3 protein-coding genes are annotated in these 13,436 nt (G+C 58.4%); all 3 read left to right on the top strand.

Features of this window, described 5'->3' with window-relative positions:
* Positions 1-21: 21 nt before the first annotated feature.
* Positions 22-6,825: an amino acid adenylation domain-containing protein gene (locus FHS18_RS00015; protein WP_343060331.1), complete on the top strand. Its 6,804-nt coding sequence runs from the start codon at positions 22-24 to the stop codon at positions 6,823-6,825.
* Between the two features lie 18 nt (positions 6,826-6,843).
* The gene (gene fabD / locus FHS18_RS00010) at positions 6,844-8,127 is read left to right on the top strand and encodes an ACP S-malonyltransferase (RefSeq protein ID WP_183595708.1); all 1,284 of its coding nucleotides are present in this window, start codon (positions 6,844-6,846) and stop codon (positions 8,125-8,127) included.
* Between the two features lie 13 nt (positions 8,128-8,140).
* The coding region (locus tag FHS18_RS00005; protein ID WP_183595707.1) for an SDR family NAD(P)-dependent oxidoreductase at positions 8,141-13,436 on the top strand (5,296 nt) is incomplete at its 3' end.

Genomic DNA, 13,436 nt, shown 5'->3' with positions numbered 1-13,436 from the left:
AGGGAATCGAACGGAGAGGAAGTGAACGGATTGTTCGATACACAGGAACAATGGTATCCTTTGTCGCCTTCCCAAAAGCGAATTTGGTATCTTGAGAGCAAGCACGGCTGTGCAGTGAATAATAATAACCTGCTCCTCTATTTGCAAGGTGAGGTACAGGCTAAGGCGTTGGAAGAGGCGGTAATCGAGACCATCAGGCGCCATGCAAGCTTGCGGCTTCAGTTTATGGAGTCTCAGGGGAATATCATGCAGCGGGTTTCTCCCAAGCTCCCGGAGCGCATTCCCGTTCACGATTTCAGGGACGGGCCGACGGAACGGTTTGAGCGATGGCGAAGCCAGCTTGTCCGTACGCAGGTACATATAGGGCAGGAGCAGCTATGTTTATTCGAAATCGCCATCGCAAGCGAGCAGACGACGGCGTTATTCATGAAATTGCATCATGCCATTATCGACGGTTGGTCTGTCCAGGCGTTGATCAGCACAATCGCTGCTGCATACGCGGAGATAACCGGCGTTCAGAGGATCGATAAGTATCTTCAATCCGATTATTCGCATAGAGATGTTGTGATCGAGGAATATGACTACGTCCAATCGGCGGCCTATGGCCGGGACAAGTCTTATTGGACGCAAACGCTAAGCGAACTTCCGGATTCATTCCAGATGGTAGAGTCCGAAGATACTACCGCCAATACTATTCGGCTGCAGGTGCCCCCGGAGCTCGTCGAACGGGTGCAGCAATTCTGCCGATCTCATCATGTCAAGCCATCCCTTTTTTACCCTTACCTCATGTATCTATATCTTCATTTAACGACAAGTCACAACGACTTGTTGCTAGGCATGCCGTTTATTAATCGAATCGGAGCGGAAGCGAAGAAACACCTGGTGGGCATGTTTAACAATTATGTTCCGATGAGGCTTTACGTAAGCGATGAGGTTAAGGTGTCCGAAGCTCTTCGGCAGGCGGGACAAGCATTGTTCATGGCTTACAAGCACCAGCGCTTTCCGCTCGAGGATATGGTTCGAGACATTCCGGGGCTCCGGGAGCACAGCGCCTTATTCCAGATGACGGTGAACTATTATAACCAGGATCTGGATATGAGCGCGATGGGCAATCCCTTCTATTTGGATGAGCTTCATAGCGGTCACCAATCGTATGCCCTTCAATTTAAGGTCAAAGAATGGGAACGGTTCGGCAATCCGGAGCTGGTGTTTGAGCTCGACTACAGGACGGCGTATTATAGCGAGTCTATAATTCAAGCGATTGGCCGGTCGCTGATGCAGTTGGCTGAAAGGATCGTGGAATGTCCGGATATCCGGATCGGGCAATTGACATTGTTATCGGAGCAGGAGCACCGTGCGGCCGTATATGACTGGAACAACACGGAGATGGCATACGCGAAGAACGAGACGTTAACGCGTTTAATTCGTTCGCAGGCAGCCCGGACGCCGGACCGAATTGCGCTGGTGTTCGAAGATCGTACGCTCACCTTCGGCCAGATGGAGGCGCAAGGATGCCGGCTTGCCCATTCGCTTCGAAGCAGAGGAATCGGACACGGGCAGACGATAGGTCTCTTAACCTATCATTCTTTCGAATCGATCATCGGCATGCTGGCGATCATGAAGACCGGTGCGGCTTACCTGCCATTGGATCCGCAATATCCGGCGGAGCGCATCTCTTATATTCTCGAAGATGCCGGCGCCAGTCTGGTGCTGACCAACGGCAGCCTTCATCGACAACTGCCTGATCGGATGAGCTATCTCGATCTCGATCAAGCGCAGCATGATTGTGCGGGACCGTTGAGTGAATGGGAGGACTTAAGCGAGCCGACCGCATTGGCCTACATGATCTATACTTCGGGATCTACGGGTAAACCAAAAGGGGTCGCGATTACCCATCGGTCTGCCGTTAACTATTGCTGGTGGGCGAAGCAAGCCTATGTGAAGGCGGAATCGGATGCGTTCGCGATCTACTCCTCGCTGTCGTTTGATTTAACCGTGACCTCATTATTCGTTCCGCTGCTCGCCGGAATTAAAGCGATTATTTACAGACAGTCGGAGCCCATGGAGTTCGTCCTGTCGCGTGTTATTCGAGAACGGGCAGCCAATATTATTAAGCTGACACCGGCCCATCTCGAAATCGCGGTCAAGGAAGGGTATGAACGGCCTGCCGTGAGCCGGTTTATCGTGGGGGGAGAACGATTTGGCTGCTTGCTGGCGGAGCGGGCGTCGAGCGTTTTTGCCGGAGCCGAGATTTATAATGAATATGGGCCAACGGAGGCCACTGTCGGGTGCATGATTTATCGTTACGCTGGCGGCGGGGAGCTGTCCGGTTCCGTCCCCATTGGCCGTCCCATCGGCAATATGAGGATTTACGTGCTGGATGAGCGTTTATGTCCGGTGCCGGTCGAACATGAAGGAGAGATCTACATTGCCGGTGACGGGTTGGCTGCAGGCTACCTGAACCGTCCGGCGCTCAACGAAGAACGGTTCGTTCCTGATCCGTTTGTGGCCGGGCAGTTGATGTATAAATCAGGGGACCGCGCAAGAGTGGATGTGAACGGCGATGTCATCTATATCGGACGCATCGACGAGCAGTTGAATTTTAGAGGATATCGAATCGAGCAGGGGGAAATTGAAGCGATTATTGCTAACTGGCCTGGGATCAACCAGACATGCGTTACGGTCAAACAGAATGCAACGGGCCATCCGGTCTTGTGCTGCTACTATACTGGCGGCGAGGACGTGGATATCGGAGGGGTAAAACGGCAGCTTGCAGATCAGCTCCCCGCTTACATGATTCCCGGCAGTTTCATCCGGCTTGACTCGATGCCCTTAACGGCAAACGGGAAAAAGAATGTGAATGCGTTGCCTGCCCCTGCGCGTTCAGTCGCCGACAGCGATTACGCAGGGCCGGAGACCGCAAATGAGAAAAGGCTGTGGATGGCCTGGTCAAGCATTCTGGGAACGGATCGATTCGGCATCGACGATTCCTTCTGGGAAATCGGCGGGGATTCCTTCCACGCTAGCATGCTCGTAGCCGAGCTCTATGCCAGCTGCGGCGCTGCATTGACGATTAGGCAGTTATACGAGCATTCCACGATCCGTGAACTGGCGAAGCGGACAAGCGGTATGGATGCCGTGTCTGATCGGCTATCGGATGAAGCATTCGAGGAGCGGGAGCACTATCCGCTCACGGCTATTCAGCAGATGATGTTTGCGGCTGTCCAGCTGGACGGAGGCTTGCATGCTTATCTTGTTCCGGGTACGGTTCCATTCGCGGGAAGAATCGACGAGCTTCGTATGGAAGCGGCATGGCAGGCGTTGCTGCAGCGGCACGAGGCATTCCGCACCGGGTTCGAATGGATGAATGGCAGCGTCGTTCAGCGCATTCACCCCGTATCTGGCACCTCGCCCCCATTGCCCGTGCTTATCGAGCATGATCAAGCATCGCTGGAAGCCTTCATCGCGCAGCCGTTCGAGCTGGACAAGCCGCCGTTAATACGCGGATGTATCGTCAGGGGAGAGAAGCAGGATGTCTTCTGTTACTTGGCGCATCATCTTGTCTTCGACAAGTACTCGGAACGCGTCGTGAAGCGTGAGCTTCGCGCGCTGTATGAAGGGGAAGCATTGCCGCCGGGCAAGCATCGATATGCCGACTACTTGAACGATCAGCTGCTTTTCGCCGGCGGAGAAGAGCTTGAGCGAATGGAGCGTTTCTGGCAGGAGCAGTATTCGGATGCGCCGCCGCAGCTGGAGCTTCCGGTCGATATGCTGGCTGCCACGAAGCCGGTATATAAGGGCGGTTGGCTTCGTCATGAGATGGATGCGAGGATCGCGCAAGATCTGTCCGGATTTGCTGCCAAGCACGGAACCACGCCATTCATGGTCTCGCTGGCGGTGTTTCAGATCATGCTCTCCAAGTACTCCGGGCAATCGGATATTGTCGTGGCTACCCCTTCTTCCGGAAGGTATCGCCCGGAGCTTAACGAGATCGTCGGCGGCCTGATCACGATGCTCCCGATTCGCTGCCGGATTGAGCAAGAGGCGGAATTCGCAAGCTTCCTGAGCGATGTCGTTCAGATCTGCTTGACATGCATGGAGAACGAACGCTACCCGTTCGACCGACTTGTCGAACGTATTGTGCAAACGAGGGAAATAGGTGTCAATCCGCTCTACCGAGCTGCGTTCGTGATGGAGCAAGAGATGGAGTCAGAGACCGATGCCACGCTTCTGGCGGCTATGGCGAGGATTGGCTATTCTGCTAAATTGGATGTTACATTTCGTATCATTCATGATGCGAAGCGACGTAAACCGTTGACTATAGCTTGCGAGTATAACGCCGAGCTTTTTCACGAGGATACCATTGTCCGCATGATGAAGGACTATGAGCATTTGCTTCGTCAGCTATTGACGCAGCCTGAGCAACCTCTGGCGAAGCTGGCGCTTGCATCCGGAGAAGAAGCCCGGCAGTTAGCGGAGCGGTTCCATGAGACGGCTGATGTTCCGCGGATGCCCTGGCATCTGCTGTTCGAGCAGCAAGCGTCGATGACGCCGGATCGTATTGCGGTCGTTGATGAGCAACGGAAGCTTACCTACGAGGCGCTTAATCAGGCGGCGAATCGACTTGCTGGCCTGTTACGGGCAAGCGGAGCTAGGCGGAACAAACCGGTCGCGCTTCTGATCGAACGATCGGCCGCTTGGGTCGTCAGCACGTTGGCCGTCTTGAAGGCAGGGGCGGCGTTTCTTCCGATCGACCCCTCGTTACCGGATGAACGGATTCGTTACCTATTGGAAGATAGCAGCGCTTCGCTGTTGATCGCAGGCCATGAGAAATTGCACACGACTTTGCCGGAGTTAGGTCTGTCTACGATTGTGTTCGATTGGGAGGCGTTGCAGACAGGCGACGGAGCGAACTTACCCAATATGAATGAAGCCGAAGACCTTGCCTACTTGATCTATACCTCCGGGACCACGGGCCAGCCGAAGGGAACGATGGTTCCCCATCTGGGAATCGGGAATGTGCACCGGTTCCTTATGCAGCGGGCGGGAATCGGTCCAGATGACCGTTTTCTTCAATTTGCGAGCCTGTCTTTCGATGCTTCGGTATTGGAGCTTGCCGTGTCGCTCTTAAGCGGCGCAGCTCTGCATATCGTCTCGGATGCTTGCGCGAAAGACCTGTCGGCTTTTGAAAGGTTTGTCGAGCGTCATCAGATTACGGCGGCTATATTGCCTCCTCCATACGTGAATGTACTGGAGCCGAAGCGGTTGCCGTCGCTAGCGAAAATTATTATGGGCGGCTCGTCTCCATCCATCGAGATGGTGAGGCGTTGGGCCGGCGTCAAGTTGTTCAATTGCTACGGTCCGACTGAGGCAACGGTGATGGTAACGATGTGGGAGGTCGAACCGAATGCATTGACCGGCAGATCGCATGTGCCGATCGGGAGGCCGCTGCCGAATTTCCGGCTGTCGATTATCGGTCCGGATGATCGTCCGCAGCCTATCGGTATCCCTGGGGAACTATGTATATCCGGTATCGGACTTGCCAGAGGGTATGTCAACAAGCCGGAGGTGACGGCGAAGAAATTCGTCCGCAACCCCGAGAGCCCAGGTGAGATCATGTACCGCACCGGCGATCTGGCCAAATGGCTGCCTGACGGCAATCTTGTATTCCTTGGACGGATCGACGATCAGGTGAAAGTAAGAGGTTACCGCGTCGAATTGGGTGAGATCGAGCACCAGCTGCTGAAGCTGGATGCGATCAAGGAAGCAGTCGTTCTCGTTCGCCAGACGCAGGGAGGCGAAAAGGAGCTGTGCGCTTTTGCGGTCGCGCAGCTGCGGATAGACCGGAACACCATACGGCGCGATCTGGCGAAGCAGCTCCCCTCTTGGATGATCCCGGCGCGCATCGTATTGCTGCCGGCCATCCCGCTCTCCATGAACGGAAAGCCGGACCGCAATCAGTTAATCCGTCATCTGATGCAGGAGGAGACTAAAGCTGCCGCTCCGCTACATAACGAGACCGAGCGCAAGTTGGTCCATATCTGGTCCGAGCTGCTGCATCTTCAAGCAGAGCGGATTGGAGCAGACACATCGTTCTTCGAGCTTGGCGGCAGTTCGTTGACCCTGCTTCAGCTTCAGAAGCGGTTAAAGGATGATTTCCATAAAGACGTGGCCGTAACCGAGTTATTCGCCAATCCAACGGTTGCGCTTATGGCCTCCTGCGTGGAAGAGAGGCTTTCTCCCGAGGCCTTCGAGCCGTTGAAACTGGCGATTCCTCCGGAGCAGGCTGCCCTTGCCGGGCGATCCATAGGCGGGATCAGTCTGTTAAAAGGCCGCCTCAAGGAGGCGCTGCCGGCAGCCGTCTATGAGGACGAAGCTTTGGCGCAAGCGCTGGCGGCCGTCTATGCTTACTGCTTGCTGGAGTGGTCGGGCGGCCAGACGTTCGAGCTTGTCTATAGAAATTCGGCAGGCGGCGGCGTATTGTCCGTCAATCGCGAGCATGCCGGTGATTTGAAGGGCCTGCTTCACCAAATACAGGGACAGTGGATGTCCGGTTCATCGTCAGACATGGAGCTGAAGCTTGCTGGACTGAAGCCTTCGAGAGCGGATCAGCTTTTGCCGATTATATATGATCGGGTAGCTGCCGGCGAATCGGCGGCTTTGCGCGATCTGGCGCTTGGCGTAGAAGTCATGGCCGGCGTCATGGAACTAACGCTGTATTACAACAGAAGCAAATTGCGGGGCGATTCCATGAAGGCGATGCTCGGGCGAATCGGTTCGATCCTCCAGCATGTGCTTCATGATGCATTCTCCATTACAAAATAAGAGAGCGGTGACGGACTAATGCGCGGATTTATGTTTCCGGGCCAAGGATCGCAGTATGTAGGCATGGGTCAGAAGCTTTATCAAGCACATGCAGCGGCGCGAGCGGTGTTCGAGGAGGCATCAGATGCGCTTCAGACGGATATGGCGCGGCTGATTTTTGAAGGAGACGACCAACTGTTGGCGTTAACGGAATGGACGCAGCCGGCTCTGCTAACCGTCGGCGTTGCCGCATACAGGAGCATGATTGAACAGACGGGTGTTCATCCGGAATGGATGCTGGGCCATAGCCTGGGGGAAATTACGGCGCTAACTTGCGCCTCATCGATTCGTCTGGCAGACGCGGCCAGAATCGTCCGATTCCGGGGGCGCGCGATGCAGGATTGTGTACAGCAAGAGGCGTGCATCATGATGGCCGTCCATGGTATGGAGGCAGATCAGGTGCTGGCCGTATGCGCAGAGGATGGAGAGGAGCAGCATGCCGTAAGGGCGGTCGCGGCCATTAACTCGCCCGCTCAGGTCGTTCTGTCCGGACTGAAGGATCGGGTGCTCGAATGGAAGGAACGATTGGAAGCGATGGGCGGATCGCTCACTCCATTGAAGGTGAGCGCCCCTTTCCATAGTCCGCTGATGGCTCCTGCTGCGGATGCCCTGAAGGAACATCTGGAGCAGTATACGTTCGCTCCGATGTCGTGCAAAGTAATTTCCAACGTTACGGCGCGTCCTTACGAATCGGCCGATCAAATCGTGACGCTGCTAACGCAGCAAGTAACGGAGCCAGTACGCTGGCAGCAATCGATCCAATATCTGTTGAATCAGGGCGTCGGCGAGCTGGTCGACCTCGGTCCGGGAACCGTGATGAAGCGATTGGCGGAAGCGAACGGCGCTTCTCGGACGGTGGCCATCGAGCGGGATGAGGAATGGGGGCGTTGGCTTGCAGAAGTGTCAGGCAGCGCAACTGAGCCTGTCCGCGCCGTGGAGCTGGCGGTGAATTGTCTTCGCCATGCTGTCAGCACCCCGAATCTGAACTGGAACGAGGAGGAGTACGATCAGGGCGTCGTGCAGCCGATTCGATTGATTCAAGCCAAGCTTAAGGCGTGGGAAGAAGAAGGAGCTTCCTTCCAACCGGAGCGGGCCGAGCTGGAGGAACTGCTGCGTGCCATCCAGCTTATTCTGAACACGAAGAGGCTGGCTGCGGATGAGCAGGCGAGACGGTTGGGCGAGCTGCTGCAGCTATCGGGTCTGCGGGAGCTCCCGGACATGGTTAACGCCGAACACGGTCGCCAATTGATACAGACCATTTGAGGAGGACAGCAGGGTGAATCTTAATTTTGAACCTATTAAGCCTTATATGCCGGGCGACGACGCCTTCCAGGTGGAGGAGCTGTCCTCTGACGAAATAGCGGTTGTCGGCACGGCTTTCCGGCTTCCAGGGGCAGACACATGGGAGCAGTTGTGGAGCAATCTGGCGAGAGGGGCGGATCGTGCAGGTTCGTTCCCGGACCGCCGGACCTCGGATATTCACAGCTATCAAAAACAAGTCGGGCTAGCTGCGGGCCAGTTTGCAGCTGGCTCTTACATAGAAGAAATCGATAAGTTCGATCATGCCTACTTTCGGCTCTCTCCCAAGGAAGCCAGTCTGATGGATCCCCATCAGCGGATGTTTCTCGAGACCGCGTGGTCGGCGCTAGAGGATGCAGGCTACGGAGGCAGCGCATTAAAAGGGCGGCGAGTTGGCGTGTTCGTGGGCCATTCGGGGTTTAGCCCATTTTCATACCTGAGAATGCTAACGGATCTTCACCCCGAGGAACTGCCGTTGTCCGTCGCGGGCAATTTGCCGGGCGTCCTTGCTAGCCGTATCTCTTATCTGCTGGATTTGAGAGGGCCAAGCATGCTGATCGATACGACCTGCTCTTCTTCGCTGGTCGCGCTGCATGCCGCTTGCCAGTCGATACGCAGCGGGGAATGCGATGCAGCGCTCGTCGGCTCGGCCAAGTTAACGCTGATCCCGCAGGACATCCATACCCAAGTCGGAATGGAGTCGTCGGACGGCCGCACCCGGGCGTTCGATGCCGACTCGGACGGCACCGGGAACGGCGAAGGCGTTATCGCATTCTTAGTGAAACCTTTGTCGCGCGCGCTGGCGGACCGGGATCATATCTACGCCGTTATTAAAGGAAGCGCGGTCAACCAGGACGGAAGCTCGATCGGGCTGACCGTGCCGAATGCGGCGGCGCAGGAGGATGTCATCGTCCGGGCGTGGCAGCATGCGGGCGTAGAGCCGGAGAGCATCTCCTACATCGAGGCGCACGGAACGGGCACGAAGCTGGGCGATCCGATCGAGATCGACGGCATTAAACGGGCGTTCGGCCGGTATACGAAGCGCAAGCAGTTCTGTGCGATCGGCTCGATGAAGACGAACATGGGACATCTGGACCATGCGGCAGGGCTGGCGGGTCTGCTGAAGGTGATCGCGGCGATGCAGCACAAGGAGCTGCCGCCGACGGCGCACTTCCGCCGCCCCAACCCGGAGATCGCCTTCGAGCAGTCGCCGGTGTATGTGCTGGACGAGGCAAGGCCTTGGACGACGGAGGCGGGAACGCCGAGACGGAGCGGGATCAGCGCCTTCGGATTGAGCGGGACGAACTGCCACGTGGTCGTGGAGGAAGCGCCTCCGCGTGAAGGAGGCGTGCAGGCATCAGGAAATGGACCGCATGTGCTGGCCTTGTCGGCGAAGGGCACGTCTGGGCTCAGCGTGCTGATCCGGCGTTATATCGGCGCGCTGGAGAGACTGGCGGATGCGGATACAGGCGCGATCTGCAGCACGGCGAATGCAGGGCGCGGGCATTACAGCCATCGGCTGGCCATTGTCGGCGACAGCCGGGAGACGCTGCTACGGCGGATGCGGGAACTGGCGGAGCAGGAGCCGGGGCAGTGGAACGCAGCGAATGTCTGGTACGGGGAATCGGGCGCAAGCGCGGAGGCCGAAGCGGAGCTGCGGGAACGCGCCGAGCAAGCGGTGACGGTAGCCAGAGAACCGGACCCGGGACTTCGGGCGGAAGGTATCCGGCAGCTGGCGGCGCTGTACGCGCAGGGCGCGGAGATGGACTGGGAGCGCGTATACCGCGGACAGGGACACCGCAAGGTGAGCCTGCCGACGTATCCGTTCGCGCGGACGCGCTGCTGGATCGATCTGCCGGAGGCGGCGGAAGCGGGCATGCAGCTGGACCGCGAGCATCTTTATCACACGGTAGGTTGGGAAGCGGAAGACATTGCGAGCGTGCCTGTCCGGAGCGGACTCGGCGCGGTGCTGCTGATCCGAGGCGGCGATGAACAGAGCCGGGAGCTTGCCCATAAGCTGCGGGAGCAAGGACGTCAGGTAGTAGAAGCCATCGAGCCGGGCAGCGAGGAGTGGAGCGCGGAAGCGAACGCGGTGCTGCCAACCAGTGGGGGCGCGGTTCGGATCCCGGAGGATCAAGCCGGGTATGAGCGGCTGTTCGCGGACATTCAGCAAGCCGGTATCGAGCTGACGGATATTGTTCACATGCGGGGAATAGGCAACCCGGATCAGGACCTGGAGGCGGAGCTGGAGCGCGGGGTGTACGATCTGTTCCGGCTGGTCCAGGCGGCGCAGCCGGGGGAACAGGGCTGGGCACTGACCGTTATCGTAAGGGAAGCGGGGGAAGTTGACGGAGCGGAAGAGCAAATCCGGGCTGCGCACGGCTCGCTGCTGGGGCTGCTGCGGATTGCGGGTATGGATCGGCCGCAGCTTCGCTGCAAAGGCGTAGATATCGACGGGCAGACGACGGCAGCCGAGCTGGCGGCGGAGCTGGGCGTCGCAGCCAAAGGGCTTGTGGCTTACCGCAGCGGAACCCGGTACGCCGAAGTGGTGAAACGCTGGGATGCGGCGGCGGACAAGCGGGAACCGCTGCAACTTGAAGCGGAAGGAGCCTACCTCATCACGGGTGGAACAGGGCGCATTGGCCTTGAGCTGGCGGCTGAACTGGCCGAGCGCGCAGCGCGTGCAGGTGTAAGTATTCAGCTGGTGCTGGTGCAGCGCACGGCGTTCCCCGCACGGGAACAGTGGGAAGCGGAGCTGGCGCGCGAAGCGAATAGCGTGATATCGCGACGAATCCGCCAAATCCGGTCGATTGAGGCATCTGGCAGCAGGATCAGCATCTGGCAGGCCGACATTGGGGATGAAGCGCAGACGAGCGCCGTATTGCAGCGGCTGCGCAACGAGTTCGGAGCGCTGAAGGGAATCATCCACAGCGCCGGGGTCGGCGTCGGCGAGCGGGGACGGCCGCTGCAGGAGGAAACGGAAGCGAATCTGAAGCGGATGCTGGCGCCGAAGGTATACGGAACCGAGCTGCTGGACCGGCTGACGCAAACGGAGGCATTGGATTTCTTTGCGGTCTGCTCCTCGGCGGTTACGGTGGCGGGCGGAGCAGGAGCAGGCAGCTACACGGCGGCCAACGGCTACCTGGACAGCTTCGCGCAGAAGCGGAACCGGCAGGGAAAACGGACCTTGGCGCTGAACTGGCCGACATGGGCGTGGGAAGAGGATCCGGGCGAAGCGTACCGGCAAGCCTATGCGAGCAAGCAGCTGTTCGAGGTGATCGAGGCCGAGGCGGCAAGGCAGGTGTTCGTGTCCGCATTGGAACGTGGAGCAGCGCGCGTGATCGCAGGTACCGTCAACCGGGAGCTGCTGCATGCCGCGAAGGCGCTGCTGCCGGTTAGGATGTCGGCGGAATTCGAGGCCGAGACCAAGGCAAAGTCGGCGGGAGGCCCATCTGGCGCATCGGCGTCGGCAGCGGCCGTACCGCAGCTGCCGATGCGCAAAAAGGTCCGGCTGCAGGGACGAAGCGAAACGTCCTACAGCGAGACGGAGCAGCTGATTGGCGAAATATGGGGCGATGCCCTGGGATTTGCGGAGCTGGACGTGACGGCAAGCTTCTATGAGCTGGGCGGCGATTCGATCTTCGCGATTCAAATGGTGAATCGGCTGAACCGGGAGGCGGGTCTGGAGCTGACGGCGGCGGATGTGCTGAGCCGTCCAACGGTAGCGCAGCTTGCCGCATGGGTGGAGAAGAAGCGCCCGCTGTATGCGGTGGCGGTGCGACCGGAGCCGGTCAAGGCGGCCGTGCACGCGATTCCCGCTGCCGACAAGCAAGAGACGTACCCGTTGTCGTCGGCGCAGAATCGGATGTACATTCTCGACCAGTTCGATCAGGTGCACGCGGGCTATAATATGCCGGCACTGATCCTGACCGAGCAGGCGCTGAATGTGCAGCGGGCCGAGGAAGCGCTTCAGCGGCTGGTGGAACGGCATGAAGCGCTGCGGACAACGTACGAGCTGGCGGACGGCGAGCCGGTTCAGCGGATTACCGAAGCGCCGGAAGCCTGCGCGGTTGTGGACCGGATCGGGTATGTAGCCGAGGAGGAGCTGGAGGCCAGCATGGCCCGATTCGTCCGGCCGTTCGATTTAAGCCGGGACGTGCTGATCCGGATGGGAATCGGGGAAACGGACGGCGGCCGTGGTCTGCTCTATCTCGACCTGCACCATATCGCCTCGGACGGGATGACGATGGCGGTCGTCATGCAGGATTTCATGGCGCTGTATGCCGGAGAGCAGCTGGAGCCGCAGCGGATTCAGTACAAAGATTATGCGGTTTGGCAGCGGAAGCATAAAGAAAGCGAGGCGCTCCGGCAGCAAGCGGCATACTGGCTGGAGACCTTCGCGGAGCCGGCGCCGGTGATGGAGATGCCGACGGATTACCCTCGCCCGGCCATCAAGAGCTACGAAGGAGACCATATCTACTTCGAGGCGGACGCGGAGCTGTCGTCGCGGGTAAGCAAGCAGGCGTCGGAGCAGGGCGTGACGCTGTACATGTACTTGCTGGCGTCGTATCAGGTGCTGCTGCTGCACTATACGGGTCAGGAGGATATGGTGATCGGCTCCCCGATGTCGGGCAGGCATGATGCGGACGTGGAGCGCATGGTCGGGATGTTCGTCAACACGATGGCGATGCGGGGCAAGCCGGTACGGACCAAACGTTTCGCGGGCTTCCTGCAGGAAGTGCGGGAGACGACGCTGCAGGTGCACGCGAATCGCGACTATCCATTCGAGGATTTGGTGAGCGAATTGGATGTTCGGCGCGACACAAGCCGAAGCCCGCTGTTCGACTACTTGTTCACGCTGCATAACACGGTTAAGGAACAGGTGGATTTGAAACAAATCGGGGGTTCCTTATATCCGTTCATTAACCGGATCGCGAAATTCGACCTGACGTTGAACGCATACGAAGAGGCGGGCGTGTTGAGCTTCAGCATGGAATACAGCACGAAGCTGTTCAAGCGGGAGACGATCGAACGGCTGTCGAGGCATTGGTTGAAGGTGCTGGAAGAGGTAAGCCGGGACAGCGGCCAGCTGCTGGGCGACGTGCAGGTGATGGCGAAGGAAGAGGAAGAGCGGCTGCTCGCGCTGGGGGAGTATGAGGGTACCTGGCGAGAGCGCGTGGAAGAGCAGTGGCCGGCTGAATGGACCGGGCAGGCGACGCTGGACGGCTGGTTCGCGGAGCAGGCGTCGAGGACGCCGGACCGGATCGCGGTGG

This window comes from Paenibacillus phyllosphaerae (assembly GCF_014192105.1).
Classification (GTDB): Bacteria; Bacillota; Bacilli; order Paenibacillales; family Paenibacillaceae; genus Paenibacillus_Z; species Paenibacillus_Z phyllosphaerae.
Note: the sequence above shows the minus strand (reverse complement) of the source record. Positions and strands in the feature narration are given on the sequence as shown.